Source organism: Blastococcus sp. SYSU DS0619, from assembly GCF_054051035.1.
The window spans coordinates 14,427-30,637 of record NZ_JBJHAM010000026.1; the positions used below are offsets into that span (position 1 = coordinate 14,427).

The following is a 16,211-nucleotide window of genomic DNA, read 5'->3' on the forward strand; positions in this document are numbered from 1 at the left end:
CGAGGTGCAGGCGCCGGCGACCAACCTGGCGGTTTTCCCGGCGTGAGGCCGCCGGCACGCTCGTAGCGTCCGAGCCACACCAGTTCGGACGCGAGGACCTCCGATGACCAGCACCGTCGCCACCCGCACCCCGCCAAGAACCCTGCGCCGCGCCGCCGCCGGCCCGCCGGCGTGTGCGCCACGCTCGTCCGCCGCTGGCCCACCGGCGTCGGCGTCGCGGCGGTCGCCGCCAGCCGCACCGCCCTGGCCGCCCGGCTGACCGCGGACGCCGCCGAGCCGCACCAGCGCACCGAGCCCGGTCCCGAAGCGGCGACCCCGGCGGTTCTGCCGGCGTGACGCCGGCGACGCCTTCCCAGTCCGGCCCACTCACATCCCGGCCGGACCACCGACTCGCCACTGACCCTGCCCCGACCGCCCCCGCCCTTGAGGAGCCCGCGATGACCGCCCACCGCACCACTCGTCCGCGTCCCCGGCGGACCGGGCTGCTCGCCGGTCTGCTCGCCGCCGCGGCCGGTGAGATCACCGCCTCCGCCACCCGCCGCGGCCGCTCACCTTCCTCCGGCCTGGCCCGCGGCCTGGTCGACGCTTCCCCGGCGGTGCTGGTCGACAGCGGCGTGGCCCTCGTCGGCCGGGCCGACAAGCCGGGCCTGGCCGTGCTCGCGGCCGGTGCCAGCGGCCTCGCCGCGGCCGCTGGCGGCACCCTGGCCGGCCGTCGGCCGGTGCTCGGCGCCGCCGTGGCCGCTGCTCCGCACGCCGCCGGCGGCTACCTCGCGCTGCGCCGCGGCGACGCCTCAGCCCGGGACACCGCCGCGGCCGCGGCCGCCGGCATGCTCACCGCCGCGGCCGCGATCGCCCCCGTGCCGGTACCGCCGCCGGCGGTGGTGGCCGCCGCCGCCGCGGCCACGGGCGTGGTCGTCGCCGCGGACCGACGCGTCCGCCGTCGTGGTGCCGTCGCGCTGCGCGACCAGGTGCCCTTGCCGACCGCCGTCCGGTCGCTGCCGCCGGTGTCTGCCGCCGACGCGGCGCCGCAGCTGGGCGTGGCCCCGCTTCTGGCCCAGCCCGGCGAACTGGTCGTCATCGACGTCACCGTGCCCGAGCCGCGCACCGACCTCGGCACCTGGCGACTCGAGGTGGACGGCGAGGTGGAGCGGCCGCTGTCCCTTCCCCTCCGCGAGCTGCTCGCGCTGCCGCTGGAGGAGCGGGACCTGCTGATGATCTGCGTGCACAACCCCGTCGGCGGCCACCGGATGGGCTGCGCCCGTTGGGCCGGCATCGGCCTGGCCGACCTGCTCGAGCGGGCCGGCGTCAGTGCCGACGACGGCTGGCTGGTCGCCGAGGCCGTCGACGGCTACACCAACGTGCTGCCGCTGGACGCGGCCCGCCGGCACGGCTTCCTCGCCGTCGGCATGGCCGGGCAACCGCTGCCCCGCGAGCACGGCAGCCCCGCCCGGCTGCTCGTCTCCGGCCGGCACGGGCAGGACGGCAACCTCAAGTGGCTGCGGCGCCTCACCGTCACCGCGACACCTCCGCCGTCCTACTGGGGCTCGCGTGGCTGGACCGACGGCACCTACCCGGTACACCCGGCCTCCCGGATCGACGCCCCCGGCCCGCACGCCCACGCCCAGCCCAGCGAGGTCACGATCCGCGGTTACGCCTGGGCGCCGCCCGTCGGCGTCGACCGCGTGCAGGTGCAGATCGACGGCGGCCCGTGGACCGACGCCACCCTCGGCGTCGACCTCGGCCCAGACGCCTGGCGGCCATGGACGGCCCGCTGGGCGGCCACGCCCGGCCCGCACCGGCTGCGCGTCCGATGCCGCACGACCACCGGGCAGTGGCAGGAGGAGACGGCCACGACACCCTTCCCGCACGGTGTCCGCGGCCTCCACGCCATCGCCGTCCACGTCGGTGGCAGTCCAGCCCGTGCGGCGCTGCGCCGACTGGTCGGCCTGGGCGTCACCCGTGCGAGCTGGGCGGCGCGGAGTGCCGCCGCATGGCGCCATCGGAAGCCCAGCGGTTCCGCGGCCGCCCGGGCCGCCAACCCGGCCAGCTGACCACTCGCATCGCCACGGACCCACACCATCCACTCCGACCGTTCTGCGCCGTTCGCAGGAGAGGTGCTCCGGTCAGCGCTCCGTCCTCTGGCCTGACGGGGCCTCGCTGTCACAGCGCTGCCCGTGATTGCGCCGGGCCGGGACTACGGCACCATCTCCCTCGTGCCAGCCCTCCGCATCGCCCAGAACCCTGCCGCCGACGAGCTGCTCGGTCGGGATCCTCTCGCCCTGCTGATCGGGATGCTGCTGGACCAGCAGTTCCCGATGGAGCGCGCCTTCGGTGCCCCGCGGCTGCTGGCCGACCGGCTCGGTGTGGAGACGTTGTCGGCCGGGCAGCTGGCCGACATGGACCCGGAGGAGCTGGTCCGCGTCTTCCAGGGGCCGCCGGCGCTGCACCGCTACCCGGGCTCGATGGCCGGCCGGGCGCAGGAGGTGTGCCGCGCCCTGGTCGAGCACCACGACGGGCGGGCGGAGGGGCTGTGGGCCGACGTCCCCGACGGGGCCACGCTGCTGAAGCGGCTGAACGGGCTCCCCGGGTTCGGCGCGCAGAAGTCGAAGATCTTCCTCGCGCTGCTCGGCAAGCAGTACGGCGTCACCCCGCCGGGCTGGCGCGAGGCGGCGGGCGACTACGGCACCGAGGGCTCGCGGCGCTCGGTCGCCGACATCACCGGGCCGGAATCGCTGGCCGAGGTGCGGGCCGTCAAGCAGGAGCAGAAGCAGGCGGCGAAGGCGGCGAAGCAGGCGCCGGGGAGCTGAGCGCGCGGCTCCTGCACGGGCCCCGTCCCGGTGGCACCATGGGAGTGGTCCGGGAGCCGGCGGGTCACCCCCCGCGACACCCCGGCCAGCGGAGGGAAGAGTGCCTGTGGCCTCGAGCCAGCAGTTCCACCGGTCGCGCGGACCGGAGCCGGTGCTGATCACCGAGGCGGCTCCGAGCATGACCGACCAGCAGGCGGCCCGGAAGCGGCGCTACGCCATCACCATGGGCATCCGCAGCCTGGCGCTGGTGCTGGCCGCCGTCTTCTACCAGACCGTCTGGCTGATGATCATCCTCGCGGTCCTCGGCACCGTGCTGCCCTGGATCGCCGTGGTGATGGCCAACGACCGGCCGCCCAAGCCGAAGACCCGCCTCAGGGGCGTCGACGCGCGTCCCGACCGCGTCCTGGAGAGCTCCGCCCGGTCCGGACGGATCATCGAGGGCTGACCGTCCCGGCCGGCGTCCGCATGTGGTGGCGCCCGATCGGCAGCATCAGCGGCCGGCCCGACGTCGGGTCGACCACCACCCGGCTGTCGAGGCCGAAGACCGCGCGCACGCACTCCTCGGTGAGCACGTCCGCCGGGTCGCCGGCCGCGTGCAGCCGTCCGGACGTCAGGGCGATCAGGTGGTCGGCGTAGCGCGCGGCCATGTTGAGGTCGTGCAGCACCATGACGACGGTCGTGCCGCGCGCGCGGTTGAGGTCGGTCAGCAGGTCGAGGACCTCGATCTGGTGGCTGACGTCGAGGAACGTCGTCGGCTCGTCGAGCAGCAGCAGGTCGGTCTGCTGGGCCAGCGCCATGGCGATCCACACCCGCTGGCGCTGCCCGCCGGAGAGCTCGTCGACGGCGCGGTCTGCCAGCTCGGTCGTCTGCGTCGCGTCGAGGGCGGCCGCCACCGCCGCGTCGTCCTCCGGGCGCCAGCGGGTGAAGACACCCTGGTGCGGGTGGCGGCCGCGGCCGACGAGATCGGCGACCGTGATGCCCTCCGGCGCGATCGGCGACTGGGGGAGCAGGCCGAGCGTGCGGGCCAGCTCCTTGGCCGGCATCCGGTGCACTGCCTTGCCGTCCAGCAGCACCCGGCCCTCCCGCGGGGCGAGCAACCGGGACATCGACCGGAGCAGGGTCGACTTGCCGCAGGCGTTCGCCCCGACGATCGCGGTGATCCGGCCAGGGGGCACGACCAGGTCCAGGTGCTCGATGACCGTGCGGTCGCCGTACCCCAGTCGGAGGTCCTCGGCGGCGAGGACGTGGGTGGCGGTCATGGTGTTCTCCGTTCGCTTCCGCGGGGCGCTCCGCTCCTCGCTCGCTGGCGCTCGCTGCGATGCTCACGCACCTGTCCGCTCACAGCGAGCCTCCGGCGCGGTTGGTGCGGACGATCAGGTAGATCAGGTACGGGGCGCCGAGCACCCCGGTGACGACGCCCACCGGGTAGCGCGTGCCGAGCGCGAACTGGCGGGCGAGGTCGGCGACCAGCACTAGGAGCGCCCCGACCAGCGCGGCGGGGACGAGCAGGGAGCCGTTCGGGCCCACCACCCGGGCGGCGATCGGGCCGGCGAGGAACGAGACGAAGGCGATGGGGCCGCACGCGGCGGTGGCGAAGGCGATCAGGCCGACCGCGGCGACGATCGCGACGAGCCGGGTCTGCTCGACCCGGACGCCCAGGGCCGAGGCGGTGTCGTCGCCGAGCTGCAGCGCGGAGAGGTCCCTGGTCCGGGACAGCAGCACGGGCGCGAGCACGACCAGGGCCAGCAGTGCCGGGAGGGTCGCCTCCCACGTGGTGCCGTTGAGGCTGCCGGTGAGCCAGCGCAGCGCCTCTGCGTAGTCCCAGGCGCCGGCCTTCGACAGCACGTAGGAGGTGACGCTCGTGGACATGGCCGCCACGCCGATGCCGATGAGGATCAGCCGGGTGCCCGCGACGCCGTCCTTGAACGCCAGGGTGTAGATCAGCAGGGCCACGCTCAGCGCCGCGACGATCGCGGTGAGCGAGACCGCCGCCCCGGACCAGCCGAGGATCACGATGGCGAACGCGGCGGCCGCGCTCGCGCCCGAGCTGATGCCGATCACGTCCGGGCTGGCGAGCGGGTTGCGCAGCATCGTCTGGAAGGTCACACCGGCCAGGCCGAAGCCGAGCCCGGCCACCAGGGCCAGGGTCGCGCGGGGTAGCCGCAGCCGCCCGACCGTGAACGTCGCGCCGGGGACCTCCTCCCCGAGGACGACCCGGAGCACGTCACCGGGCGGGTAGAACGTCCGCCCGACCATCAGGCTGGCCGCGTACGCCGTGACGACGATGACGGCCAGCGCGACGACGACCAGGCGCCGGCGGGAGGAGCGGCGGACCCGGCCCCGGGCGACGGCGTCGACGGTCGACGGCGGCGGGGTGGCGACGGTGGTCACAGCTCGCGCACCTTCTGCCGGCGGACGATGGCGATGAAGAAGGGCGCGCCGATGAGCGCGGTGATGATGCCGACGTCGACCTCCGTGGGGCGCGCGATGATGCGGCCGAGCACGTCGGACGCGGTCAGCAGGCAGGCCCCGGTCAGCGCCGAGAACGGCAGCAGCCACCGGTGGTCCACGCCGACCAGCAGCCGGCACAGGTGGGGGACGACGAGCCCGACGAAGCCGATCGGCCCGGCGACCGCGGTGGCCGCCCCGCACAGCAGCACCGAGCCGCCCGCCGAGACCGCCCGCGCGAGCGCGACCCGCTCGCCGAGCCCGGCGGCCAGCTCGTCGCCGAGGGCGAGGGAGTTGAGGCTGCGCGCTGACAGGACGCTGACGGCGGCGCCGGCCAGCAGGAAGGGCAGCACGGGGCTGATCGTCGCGAAGGTCGCGCCGCCGACGCCGCCGACCTCCCAGGACTGGACGCTCTCCGCGATGTCGCCGCGGGGGAGGGCGATCGCGGTGATGAAGGAGACCAGGGCGGCCGACGTGGCCGCGCCGGCCAGCGCCAGCTTGAGCGGGGTCGCACCGCCGCGGCCCAGGGAGCCGACGGCGTAGACGAACACCGCGGCGAGGGCGGCTCCGGTGATCGCCGTCCAGATGATGCTGGTCGCCGAGAACAGTCCGAACCAGGCCAGCCCGACGACCACGGCCAGCGACGCCCCCATGTTGATGCCCAGCACGCCCGGGTCGGCCAGCGGGTTGCGGGTGACGCCCTGCATGACCGCGCCCGCCAGCCCGAGGGCGGCGCCGACGAGCACCGCCAGCACGGTCCGGGGGATGCGCTTGGTCACCGCCGCCTCCTCGATGGTCTCCGCGGACCCACCGAGGGCGGCGACGATGTCCGACCAGCCGACGCCGCGCGACCCGATCGCCACCGAGGTGGCCATCAGCGCGACCAGGACGGCGAGGACCACCAGCAGCCACAGGAACCGGACCGACCCCGGACGTCGCGCGAGGGCGGCGTCCGGGGTCGGGGTGGTGTCGACCAGGGTCACGACGCCTTGGCGGCAGCCTCGGCGAGCATCCCGACATAGTCCTCGAGGACCCACGGGATGGCGAGCGGGGTCGGGTTCGCGGCGGTGCCCAGCGGGGTGTTGGGCAGCAGCACGATCGCCCCGTTGCGGACCGCGGGCATCTGCGACAGCAGCGGGTCCGCCTCCAGCGCGTCGACCAGCTCCTGGTCGCCGTAGGTCACGATTATCTCCACGTCACCGAGCGTGTCGATCTGCTCGGCGCTGATCGAGCCGGAGAACTGCTCCGGGTCGGTCGACGCCGCGGCGATGCTCCCGGGGGTGGCGAGCCCGAGGTCCTCGAAGAACGCGGCCCGGGTGTCCGCCGGGGTGTAGTAGCTGACCTCGCTGAGGTCGGTGGTGTCCACGTGGGTCATGAACATGGTCGCCGTCCCCTCCAGACCGGGGTGCTCGGCGACGGCGGCGTCGATGTCCGCCTGGAGGCTCTCGATCAGCTCCGCCCCCTCCTCGGCCATGCCCATCCCCGCGGCGTTGACCTCGATCATCTCCTGCCACGGCGTCGCCCACGGCGCCTCCGGGTAGGCCACGACCGGCGCGATCTCGCTCAGCGTGTCGTAGTCCTCCTGGGTCAGCCCGGAGTAGCCGGCGAGGATGACGTCGGGGTCGGTGTCGGCCACGGCCTCGAAGTCGATGCCGTCGGTCTCGTCGAAGAGGACCGGGGTCTCGGCGTCGAGCTCCTCGAGCCGCTCCGCGACCCAGGGCAGCAGCCCGTCGCCGTCGTCGTCACCGAAGTTGGCGGCGGCCATGCCCACGGGCACCACGCCGAGGGCCAGCGGCACCTCGTGGTTGGCCCAGGCGACCGTCGCGACCCGCTCGGGCTCCGACTCGATGGTCGTCGTGCCGAGCGCGTGCTCGATGGTGACCGGCGTCCAGTCGGCCGAGGCCTCGGACTGGTCCTCCGAGGCGGCCGAGGAGCAGGCGGGGAGCGCGACGGTCATGAACGCTGCCGCGGAGAGCGCGACCAGTCGTGAGGGGCGGTGCATGGGGTCCTTCCGGTCGGATCTGCGGATGCGCTCAGGTGAGGCTTGCCTAACCTAGGCGATGCCCCACCGGGCAGTGATCACGATCGGGTAACGGCGGGTGGATCGTGGCCGGGATCAGCGGGCTCCGGGGCGGCGCACGACGTCGGCCGCGCAGGCCAGCCCGGCGTCCAGGGCGGCAGAGGGGGAGACCTCCGGCGTCCCCAGCCAGGCCGCCAGCAGGCCGGCGGCGAACGCGTCGCCGGCCCCGGTGGTGTCCACGACCGTCGTCGGGTGGGCGGCGCGGTGCACCACGTCGTCGCCGGTCGCCCACAGCGCGCCGTCCGGCCCGAGCGTCACCACCGCGATCGGGTGCCGGCCGGCCAGGTCGCGGGCCGCGTCCTGGGGGTCGGTGCAGCCGGTGAGCAGCCGCGCCTCGTCGGCGTTGGGCAGGAGGAGCGTGGCCCCCGCCGTGTCCGCCAGCCAGCGCTCCACCCCGTAGCCGAGCAGCGGGCCGGTCGACGCCGGGTCGACCGAGACGGTGCACCCGGCGTCCGCCGCCGCCCGCAGGGCAGCGAGCCCGGCCGCACGCGGGCCGGGGTCCAGCAGCGTGTACCCCGACAGGTGCAGGTGGCCGCCCGGGGCGGGGGCGGGGACGTCCGCCGGCCGCAGCGCGAGGTTCGCGCCGCGGTCGGCCAGCATGCTCCGCTGCCCGTCCGGCTCGACCAGGCTGACGATGGTGCCGGTCGCCGCGCCCGGCACGGTGCGCACCCGCAGCTGCACCCCGGCCCCGGCCAGCTCGGCGGCCAGCCCGGCACCGGCGGCGTCGTCCCCGACGCAGCCGGCCAGCACCACGGGTGTGCCGAGCCGCGCCAGGTGTGCCGCCACGTTGGCGCCCGCGCCCCCGCCGCGGCTGACGATCCGCGCGGGCCGGTCCGATCCGGGCGCGGGCTCCCCGGACAGCACCACCACGACGTCGGTGGCCACGTCGCCGACCACGACGACGGGGGTGCGCACGGCCGTGCTCAGGCGGCGCGGGCGGCCAGCGCCGACGCGATCCGGCCGGCCAGCTCGGCGTTGCGCAGCACCAGCCGGACGTTCACCTCGAGCGTGGCGCCGTCGCTGGCGCGGTGCAGGTGGTCGAGCACGAACGGGGTGACGTCCTTGCCCCGCACCCCGGCCGCGTGCGCCGCGGCGAGCGCGTCGGCGATGACCCGGTCGTGCAGTCGCCGGTCCAGCTGCTGGTCGGCGGGCAGCGGATTGGCCACGACCACCGCTCCGGGCGCCAGCCCGCGGCGGGCCGCGAAGACCGCGGCAGCCTGCTCGGGGTCGGCGACCGACCAGTCCACCGTCGAGCCGGAGTCGGCGACGTAGAAGCCCGGGAACGTGGTGGTGCCGTACCCGACGACGGTGACCGACAGGGACTCCAGCCGCTCCAGGGTGGCCGGGACGTCGAGGATCGACTTCACGCCGGCGCAGACCACGACCAGGGAGGTGCGGGACAACGCGGTGAGGTCGGCGGACTCGTCGAAGGTGTCGGCCGCCTGCCGGTGCACGCCGCCCAGCCCGCCGGTCGCGAAGACGGCAACGCCGGCGGCCTCGGCCAGCAGCGCGGTGCTGGACACGGTGGTGGCGCCGCTCATGCCGAGCGCGGCCGCGACGGGCAGGTCTCGGACGCCGAGCTTCGCCAGGTCGGGATCGGCGCAGACCCGGTCGACCTGCGCGGACGTCAGCCCGACGTGCGGCACCCCGTCGAGCACGGCGATCGTGGCGGGGACGGCGCCGCCGGCCCGCACCGCGGCCTCGACGTCGTCGGCGGCCGCGCGGTTGTCCGGACGGGGGAGCCCGTGGGCCAGCAGCGTGCTCTCCAGGGCGACCACGGGACGGCCGTCGCGGAGCGCGTCGGCGACCTCGGGGGAGAGGACCGGGCGGGGAGCGGTGTTCGCGTCGTGCACCCTGTCATCATGGTCGGCGGGTGCGCCGAGCACCGCGGCGACCCCGGCCGCGCGGCCGCCGCACGACTGGACCGCCGAGCAGGGAGCCCGCATGAGCAGCAGCGACATCCTCGAGCGGCCGGACGTCCGCGAGTCGGACACCGGCAACGCCAACGAGGTCTTCCACTACGTCAAGAAGAACAAGATCGCCGAGAGCGCCGTCATGGGCACCATGGTCGAGGCGCTGTGCGGTGAGGTCTTCCCCGTGACGAAGAGCCCCAAGCCCGGCAGCCCGGTGTGCCCGGCCTGCAAGGAGGTCTACAACCAGCTCAAGAAGTAGTAGGGGAAGCCCCCGCCTGGTCGTCCCGAGTGGGCCCCGGAGGGGTCCGCCCAGGGACGACGGACGCGCTCAGCGCAGCGGGGGACGGCACGTGCCCGCGGTGCGGTCCGGAGGACCGCAGTGTCATCGCATGCCCAGTCGCCGGGCCTCCTCGTCCAGCTTGGCCTGGCGGCGGGCCCGGCGTCGCCGGTCGTGCCGGCTGAGGGGTGCCGGCCACCGGGACTGGATCGTGGCGTTGAGCTCCGCGCCGAGCAGCACGGCCATGCCGAAGAAGAAGCAGAACAGCAGCGCGCCGATCGGTGCCGCGAGCGCCCCGTAGGGGAGCGCCGTGGTGAGGAAGTCGCCGATGTAGGCGCGCAGCGCCAGCGCGGCCAGCAGGAAGAAGACGAGGCTGAGCAGCGCGCCGGGCAGCTGCCGCCGCCACGGCAGCCGGTTCGGCAGGATCACGTGGAAGAAGCTGGTGAGCGCCAGCAGCAGCCCGATGACCACGAGCGGCCAGTAGACCGCGTTGATGAGCATGACCGCGGTGTCCCGCCAGTCCGGCGGTACGAGGGCCGCGAGGGTGCCCCGGCCCAGCACCAGGAGCGGCAGCATGAGCACGGCCAGCAGCAGGCCGACGACGAACAGCCACAGCGCCTTGAGCCGGGTGCGGACCGGCCCGCGCACGTCCCGCTGGTCGTAGGCGATGACGATGGTGTTCATGAAGGTCGCCGTCGCCGAGGAGCCGGCCCACAGCGAGACCAGGAAGCCGAGGCTGACCACCTCCAGCCGGCCCGATCCGAGGATGTCGGCCAGCGTGGGGCGCACCAGGTCGTCGACGACGCCGTCGGTGAGGACCTGCGAGGAGGCGTCGAGGAGCTGGTCCTCGATCATCGCGACGGCCTCGCCGCCGATCAGGTCGCCCAGGTAGCCCAGCGAACCCAGCAGCCCGATGAGCAGCGGGGGCACCGAGAGGATCTGCCAGAACGCCGCCTCCGCCGACAGGCCGAGGATGCGGTCCTGCCAGGCCTTGGCGAGCGTCCGCCCGAGCACCTGCAGGGGCACCCGGAGGAACCCCGGCCAGCGGCGCAGCCGGGAGGGTTTCGGGGCGTCCGCCCGGGTCGCGCCGCCGCCCGTGGCGGGGGCGGCCGCCGTCGGCTCGTCCGCCCCGGCCCGGGCGGGCGAGTTGCTGGGCAGGACGGCGCTCACCTGCACAGTGTGCACGCGACCGCCGTCCCCGACCGGTGCGGTGCCGGTGGGCGGGTGCTCCCCGGCCGGCTCGGCCGACGGCGTCAGGCCGCCCGTGCCCGCCTGGGCCGCCGGCCGCCCGGCGTCGGTGCGCTGCCGGGGGTGGTGCCCTCGGGCGCGGGGGGCGCCGGCTCGGCCGGGACGCAGTTGATGATCGGCTCGGCCGCGTAGCGGGTCTGGAACGGCTCCCGCCGCAGCTCCGCGCCGGTCGCCAGGTCGCGGAAGATCCGGGTCACCGTGATGTCGAAGCCGACGGATCCCGCCTGCGGCTCGCAGGTCGGGCTGTCCGGCTTGTCCTGCACGACGGGCTGGCGCAGGTTGTACCGGTCGCTGCTGACCGACTGGATCTCGTAGCGCGGCGTCCCGTAGAAGGTCACGGTGAGCGAGCTGGGCGTCCAGGCCGTGTCGACGTAGACCCCGGTGTCGCCGTCGTTGCGCCACTTCAGGTCGATCGAGTCGTAGTAGACCGTCGCCTCGCGGCCGGCCGGGTAGCGGCTGATGTAGTAGCTGTGCGGCTTGTGGAAGACGTCCTCGAGCCCGGCGAAGAAGACGGCGTTGAACATCGTCGTGGCGAACTGGCTGATGCCGCCGCCGACGGCGGTGGTGAACTCGCCGTTGTTGATGACGCCGGCCTCCACGTAGCCCTGGGCCACCCCGCGCGGGCCGGTGAAGCCGTTCAGGCTGAACGTCTCGCCCGGCATGATCACCGCGCCGTCGACCTCCTGGGCCACCACCCGGATGTTCTCGCCGCTGGCGGCGTTGCCGATCTGGGTGGTGAAGCTGGAGATCTCCTCGCGGATGCCCAGCGCCTCGGCCTCCTCGGTGGTGAAGTCGGCCGGCACGGGCCCCAGCTCGGCGGTCACCGTCCGCGGCGCGTCGTCGGTCAGCACGGGCAGCAGCTGCTCGACCAGCCGCGCCGGGGCGATGCCGGTCCCGTCGACCGAGGGCACGACGCTCACCGCGCCGCCGGACACCTCGAACCGCGCATCCTGCGCCGGCGTGCCGAAGGCGCCGAGCCCGTCGCCGAGGGCCTCCTGGAGCGCCACGGGGTCCAGCCCGACGACGAGCTCGCCGTCGTCGGCCGGGGTGAAGGTGAGGGCGGCGGCGATCGCGTCGACCGGCACCTCGGCGGAGGTGCCCCCGTCCTGGCTGACGACCTGCACGGGCGCCGACAGGGCGGGGACGACCGTCTCCTCGAGGACGCGCTCGGCCTCCTCGGCGTCGACGGACACCGGGTTGACCTCGACGGGCAGCTCGATCGGCGTGCTCGGGTCGCCGCCGGAGGCGAGCGCGTCGGTGATGGCGTCGGCGGCGCCGTCGCGGTCCAGCGCTCGGCCGTCCAGCGGCTCCACCACCGACGGCGTGGTGCCCTCGACGGTGATCGTGGCGTCCTGGGGGGCCCGGTCGACCTGCGCGGCGATGCCCTCGATCTGCGCCTGCAGCGCGGTCTCCTCGCCGGTGATGACCGGCTCCACCTCGCGGTCGGAGAAGAGGGTGACCAGGCGGGTCCACGGGTTGAGGGGCTGCTCCTCGGCGGCGTCCACGGTGCGGGGGACGTCGAGGGTGATGCCCGCGGTGGCGGGGGAGAGGGTCGCCGTGACGTCGGCGGCCTCCACGGTGTGGTCGGCGACCACCCGGGGGGCGAGCTGCTCCTCGAGCCGCTGGGCCGCCGAGGCGGGCGAGAGACCACCGACGTCGACGCCGGCCACGACCGTGTTGCGGGGCATGTCGCCGGAGGACACCAGCAGGTCGGCCCCGTAGGCGCCGGCGAGCAGCACGAGGACGCCGGCCGGGACCAGCGCGGCACGACGACGCCACCACGGGCCACGGGGACCGGCTGCGGGGGGCTCGTCGCCCGGCGGGGGACCGGCGGGCCCTTCGGGGTCGTCCCCGCCGACGGGCGGGACGACGGCGGTGCTCGTGGCCTGGCCGGCGTCCGCCGGTGCGGGGGGCCCGGCCGAGAGGTCGATGCGCTGCGTCCCGTCGGCGTCGTCGGCGGCGTGCTCGTCGACGGGGCCGGGCTCGGCGGCCGGCTCGTCCGTGGACGGCTCGGGTGTGGACCGCAGCCACTCCCGGCTCACCGGGCGGGTGTCGTCGGGTTGCTCCCCGAACGCCGGCGAGGAGCCCGCCGGCTCCGGGCGCCCCTCGGCGCCCTCGGGGTGCATGCGCACGGTCTCGTCGTGCGCAGGGGACTGCTGGGACATGGGGGGTTCCTCCGGTCGCCGCCGACCGGGGGTCCCCGGAGACGACGGAGCCGCCGGCCCTCCGCCCGCACGGGGCGGGACGGAGGACGCGGCGGCGTCGTCGGGTGAGGCGGTCATCATCGCGGGCGCGACGATATCCCCTCCATCAGGCAGTTACGTGCTGGTCGCCCTCTGTGTCGATGATGTCGACAGCGATGTCACGGAGCTTGCTCTCGTACTCCCGGGCGTGGTGCCCGCAGAACACGAGGTCGCTACCGCTGGCGAGCACGACACGGACCTTGGCCAGGGCGCCACAACGGTCGCAGTGGAAGGGCACGACCAGGTCGTCGGCGGCGGGGGTCGTCGTCAGCGTCTGGGTCATCTGGGTCATCACTCGCTCTCTACCGCACGGACCCGCGGCTGCGGATCGGCCTCCTGCACAGCGCCAGGATGGCCCCTCGGATTCCCGTTCCCGCCCGGTTCATCCCGGACTCGCCGAAAGAGATGAGTCCGTAACACACCGGGCGTGGGTGGAGCGGGTCCAGCAGGGGACGTCACTGGGGTGGAACTGGTGGTGCACGTGCTGGTGGTGATCTGCCGGCTCGGTGGTGGACCGGGCCGACCGTGGGTCCGCTGCTGTTCTGACCGGACCCACGCTACGCCGTCTACCCGACACATGTGGCCGTACACCGGTCGCGCCCGCACCGGAACTCCTCCGGGCGAGGGGGGCCATGACACTGCGGTCCTCCGGACCGCACCGCGGCCAGGAGCCGTCCCCGGCCGTGTGGAGCCGTTGATTCGCGCCTGCGCGGAACTCTCCGGGCCCCACTCGGCGCGACCGCGGTGGTCGCCACCACGACGACCAAGGGCCCGGTGTGCCTGCGCACACCGGGCCCTCGTCGGGGCGTCCTGCTCAGTCGAGGTAGTCGCGGAGGACCTGCGAGCGGCTGGGGTGCCGCAGCTTCGACATGGTCTTGGACTCGATCTGGCGGATCCGCTCGCGGGTCACGCCGTAGACCTGACCGATCTCGTCGAGGGTGCGCGGCTGGCCGTCGGTGAGGCCGAACCGCAGCCGGACGACGCCGGCCTCCCGCTCGGAGAGGGTCTGCAGCACGCTGGTCAGCTGGTCCTGCATCAGCGTGAAGCTCACCGCGTCGACCGCCACCACGGCCTCGGAGTCCTCGATGAAGTCACCGAGCTGGCTGTCGCCCTCGTCACCGATGGTCTGGTCGAGGCTGATCGGCTCCCGGGCGTACTGCTGGATCTCCAGCACCTTGTCCGGGGTGATGTCCATCTCCTTGGCCAGCTCCTCCGGCGTGGGCTCGCGGCCCAGGTCCTGGAGCAGCTCGCGCTGGATGCGGCCGAGCTTGTTGATGACCTCGACCATGTGCACCGGGATGCGGATGGTGCGGGCCTGGTCGGCCATGGCGCGGGTGATGGCCTGGCGGATCCACCACGTCGCGTAGGTCGAGAACTTGTAGCCCTTGGTGTAGTCGAACTTCTCGACCGCGCGGATCAGACCGAGGTTGCCCTCCTGGATCAGGTCCAGGAACGCCATGCCGCGGCCGGTGTAGCGCTTGGCGAGGGAGACCACCAGGCGCAGGTTGGCCTCGAGCAGGTGGTTCTTGGCGCGCTCGCCGTCGCGGACGATCCAGTTGAGGTCGCGGCGCATCTGCGGCGACAGCTTCTGGCCCTCCTCCTCGACCTGGCGGAGGCGCTCGGAGCCGTAGAGCCCGGCCTCGATGCGCTTGGCGAGGTCGACCTCCTCCTCGGCGTTGAGGAGCGCGACCTTGCCGATCTGCTTGAGGTAGGCGCGGACGGAGTCGGCCGACGCGGTGAGCTCGGCGTCCTTGCGGGCCTGCCGCAGCGCCTCGGACTCCTCCTCCTCGTCCCACTCGAAGTCGGTGCCGCCCTCGGCGGTCTCCTCCTCGGCGGCGACCTCGACGCCGTCCTTGCCGGTGACGACCGTCTCGTCGAGCTTGAGGCCCTCGGAGCCGGCGTCGACGACCGCGACGGCGCCGCCCTCGGTGGCCACCGCGGTCAGCACGGCGCCCTCGCCGGTGCCCGGGGACGGGCTGATCGCCGGCTTGGTGCGGCTCTTGGCGCCGGCCTTGGCGGGCGCGCGCTTCCGTGCGGCCGCCGGCTCAGCGGCCGTCTTCCTGGCGCTGGCACGGGTACCGGCTGCGACCGTCCTGGCGGGCGAGGTGCTCGCTACGGCTGCTTCCGGTGCTGGCTGATCGGCGGGCACTCAGGTTCCTTCCCGTGCTGGGTTCGTTCCCCGGGGGACCGTGTGGTCCGCGGGCAGCGGCACCGGCCTGCGCTCTGGAGGGGGTGAGGACCCGGCGGACCGGCGCGGCGTTTGGCCACGGACGGGGCGGGGGATCCCTCCCGGCTGAAGGGCGGCGGGCTGGGGCTTCACCATTGTAACGACGTGCCCGGGCGAAACCAGCGCCTCGGATCCGAGGTCCTCGCTCCGACGGGGCGGAGCGGTCGCCCCGGGAGGGTGAGGCCGGCCACGACGGGCTCGGGCAGGTCAGGGCTCCAGGTGCTCGGCCGCGGCCAGCGCGGCCCCGACGATGCCGGCGTCGTTCTGCAACTCGGCCGGCACCACCGGGGTGCGGGTGGAGAGCAGCGGCACCCACTTGTGCGCCTTCTTGCTCACCCCACCGCCCACGATGATCAGGTCCGGCCAGAGCCCTGCCTCCAGGACGTCCAGGTACCGGTCGACGCGCTTCGCCCACTGGGGGTAGGTCAGTTCCTCGCGCTCGCGGGCGGCGGCGGAGGCCCGCCGTTCGCCGTCCTCGCCGTCGACCTGGATGTGCCCGAACTCCGTGTTGGGCACCAGCTGCCCGTCGACGAACAGCGCGCTGCCGATCCCGGTGCCGAACGTGAGCATGAGCACCACGCCACGGCGGTCGCGGCCCGCGCCGTAGCGCATCTCGGCGATGCCGGCGGCGTCGGCGTCGTTCAGCGTCTCGACCGAGCCCGGGATGCGCTGGGAGAGCCCGGCGTCGACATCGGTGCCGATCCAGCTCTTCTCGACGTTGGCCGCCGTGTGCGCCACCCCGGACTTCATCACCCCCGGGAACGTGACGCCCACCCGTCCGGCCCACCCGAAGGCGCCCACGATCTGCGCCACGACGTCGTAGACGGGCTCGGGCAGCGACGGCTGCGGCGTCTCGATGCGCAGCCGTTCGCCGACGAGTCGCCCCTCGTCCAGGTCGACCAGGCATCCCTTGATACCGCTGCCGCCGATGTCCACTCCGAAGCCCTGCACGCCGACAGGTTAGTGAG

The 16,211-nt window shown here is 74.5% G+C and carries 16 protein-coding genes; 5 read left to right on the forward strand and 11 right to left on the reverse strand.

Annotated elements, in window-relative coordinates; genetic code table 11:
• The first annotated feature begins 171 nt into the window (after positions 1-171).
• The 4 genes from ACI79T_RS19215 to ACI79T_RS19230 all read left to right on the forward strand — a co-directional run bounded on the left by ACI79T_RS19215 (position 172) and on the right by ACI79T_RS19230 (position 3,252).
• On the forward strand, positions 172-336 hold the full coding sequence (locus ACI79T_RS19215) for a hypothetical protein (protein ID WP_456611704.1): 165 nt from the start codon (positions 172-174) through the stop codon (positions 334-336).
• 101 nt (positions 337-437) lie between these two features.
• The gene (locus tag ACI79T_RS19220; RefSeq protein ID WP_456611705.1) at positions 438-2,051 is read left to right on the forward strand and encodes a molybdopterin-dependent oxidoreductase; all 1,614 of its coding nucleotides are present in this window, start codon (positions 438-440) and stop codon (positions 2,049-2,051) included.
• Between the two features lie 162 nt (positions 2,052-2,213).
• A complete protein-coding gene (locus ACI79T_RS19225) occupies positions 2,214-2,807 on the forward strand; it encodes an HhH-GPD-type base excision DNA repair protein (protein ID WP_456611706.1) in 594 nt (197 codons plus the stop codon).
• A gap of 106 nt (positions 2,808-2,913) precedes the next feature.
• Positions 2,914-3,252 (forward strand): DUF3099 domain-containing protein, encoded by a 339-nt coding sequence (locus ACI79T_RS19230; protein WP_456611707.1) that lies wholly within the window; start codon positions 2,914-2,916, stop codon positions 3,250-3,252.
• Here the strand turns inward: ACI79T_RS19230 and ACI79T_RS19235 are convergent.
• The 6 genes from ACI79T_RS19235 to ACI79T_RS19260 form a co-directional block, all read right to left on the reverse strand.
• Positions 3,239-4,066, reverse strand: a complete 828-nt coding sequence (locus ACI79T_RS19235) for an ABC transporter ATP-binding protein (RefSeq protein ID WP_456611708.1) — start codon at positions 4,064-4,066, stop codon at positions 3,239-3,241. The genes ACI79T_RS19230 and ACI79T_RS19235 overlap by 14 nt on opposite strands.
• 79 nt (positions 4,067-4,145) lie before the next feature.
• Positions 4,146-5,198 carry a FecCD family ABC transporter permease gene (locus ACI79T_RS19240; protein ID WP_456611709.1) on the reverse strand — a complete coding sequence of 351 codons (1,053 nt, stop codon included), beginning with the start codon at positions 5,196-5,198 and terminating at the stop codon, positions 4,146-4,148.
• Positions 5,195-6,238, reverse strand: coding sequence for a FecCD family ABC transporter permease (locus ACI79T_RS19245; protein WP_456611710.1), 1,044 nt, complete (start codon positions 6,236-6,238; stop codon positions 5,195-5,197). Before ACI79T_RS19245 ends, ACI79T_RS19240 begins: the two co-directional genes overlap by 4 nt.
• Positions 6,235-7,257 (reverse strand): iron-siderophore ABC transporter substrate-binding protein, encoded by a 1,023-nt coding sequence (locus tag ACI79T_RS19250; RefSeq protein WP_456611711.1) that lies wholly within the window; start codon positions 7,255-7,257, stop codon positions 6,235-6,237. Before ACI79T_RS19250 ends, ACI79T_RS19245 begins: the two co-directional genes overlap by 4 nt.
• A 114-nt stretch (positions 7,258-7,371) precedes the next feature.
• The gene (locus ACI79T_RS19255) at positions 7,372-8,250 is read right to left on the reverse strand and encodes a carbohydrate kinase family protein (RefSeq protein WP_456611712.1); all 879 of its coding nucleotides are present in this window, start codon (positions 8,248-8,250) and stop codon (positions 7,372-7,374) included.
• A gap of 8 nt (positions 8,251-8,258) precedes the next feature.
• The gene (locus ACI79T_RS19260; RefSeq protein ID WP_456611713.1) at positions 8,259-9,188 is read right to left on the reverse strand and encodes a pseudouridine-5'-phosphate glycosidase; all 930 of its coding nucleotides are present in this window, start codon (positions 9,186-9,188) and stop codon (positions 8,259-8,261) included.
• Between the two features lie 91 nt (positions 9,189-9,279).
• Between ACI79T_RS19260 and ACI79T_RS19265 the strand changes: the two genes are divergently transcribed.
• On the forward strand, positions 9,280-9,507 hold the full coding sequence (locus ACI79T_RS19265) for a DUF3039 domain-containing protein (protein WP_166755632.1): 228 nt from the start codon (positions 9,280-9,282) through the stop codon (positions 9,505-9,507).
• A 123-nt stretch (positions 9,508-9,630) separates the two neighbouring features.
• On the opposite strand, the gene ACI79T_RS19270 is transcribed toward ACI79T_RS19265, so the two are convergent.
• The 5 genes from ACI79T_RS19270 to ppgK all read right to left on the reverse strand — a co-directional run bounded on the left by ACI79T_RS19270 (position 9,631) and on the right by ppgK (position 16,194).
• Positions 9,631-10,695 carry a YihY/virulence factor BrkB family protein gene (locus ACI79T_RS19270; RefSeq protein ID WP_456611714.1) on the reverse strand — a complete coding sequence of 355 codons (1,065 nt, stop codon included), beginning with the start codon at positions 10,693-10,695 and terminating at the stop codon, positions 9,631-9,633.
• An 83-nt stretch (positions 10,696-10,778) separates the two neighbouring features.
• Entirely contained in the window at positions 10,779-12,938 is a 2,160-nt protein-coding gene (locus tag ACI79T_RS19275; RefSeq protein ID WP_456611715.1) for a VanW family protein, read from the reverse strand.
• A gap of 145 nt (positions 12,939-13,083) precedes the next feature.
• The gene (locus ACI79T_RS19280) at positions 13,084-13,308 is read right to left on the reverse strand and encodes a DUF7455 domain-containing protein (protein WP_456611716.1); all 225 of its coding nucleotides are present in this window, start codon (positions 13,306-13,308) and stop codon (positions 13,084-13,086) included.
• 522 nt (positions 13,309-13,830) lie between these two features.
• Positions 13,831-15,165: an RNA polymerase sigma factor gene (locus ACI79T_RS19285; protein WP_456611717.1), complete on the reverse strand. Its 1,335-nt coding sequence runs from the start codon at positions 15,163-15,165 to the stop codon at positions 13,831-13,833.
• Between the two features lie 285 nt (positions 15,166-15,450).
• On the reverse strand, positions 15,451-16,194 hold the full coding sequence (ppgK, locus tag ACI79T_RS19290; RefSeq protein WP_456611718.1) for a polyphosphate--glucose phosphotransferase: 744 nt from the start codon (positions 16,192-16,194) through the stop codon (positions 15,451-15,453).
• Positions 16,195-16,211 lie beyond the last annotated feature (17 nt).

Excerpts from the sequence above, each read along its gene's own strand:
- ACI79T_RS19220 (WP_456611705.1), top strand. The coding sequence starts at position 438 with ATGACCGCCCACCGCACCACTCGTCCGCGTCCCCGGCGGACCGGGCTG.
- ACI79T_RS19235 (WP_456611708.1), bottom strand. The coding sequence starts at position 4,066 with ATGACCGCCACCCACGTCCTCGCCGCCGAGGACCTCCGACTGGGGTAC.
- ACI79T_RS19250 (WP_456611711.1), bottom strand. The coding sequence starts at position 7,257 with ATGCACCGCCCCTCACGACTGGTCGCGCTCTCCGCGGCAGCGTTCATG.
- ACI79T_RS19265 (WP_166755632.1), top strand. The coding sequence starts at position 9,280 with ATGAGCAGCAGCGACATCCTCGAGCGGCCGGACGTCCGCGAGTCGGAC.
- ACI79T_RS19275 (WP_456611715.1), bottom strand. The coding sequence starts at position 12,938 with ATGTCCCAGCAGTCCCCTGCGCACGACGAGACCGTGCGCATGCACCCC.
- ACI79T_RS19280 (WP_456611716.1), bottom strand. The coding sequence starts at position 13,308 with ATGACCCAGATGACCCAGACGCTGACGACGACCCCCGCCGCCGACGAC.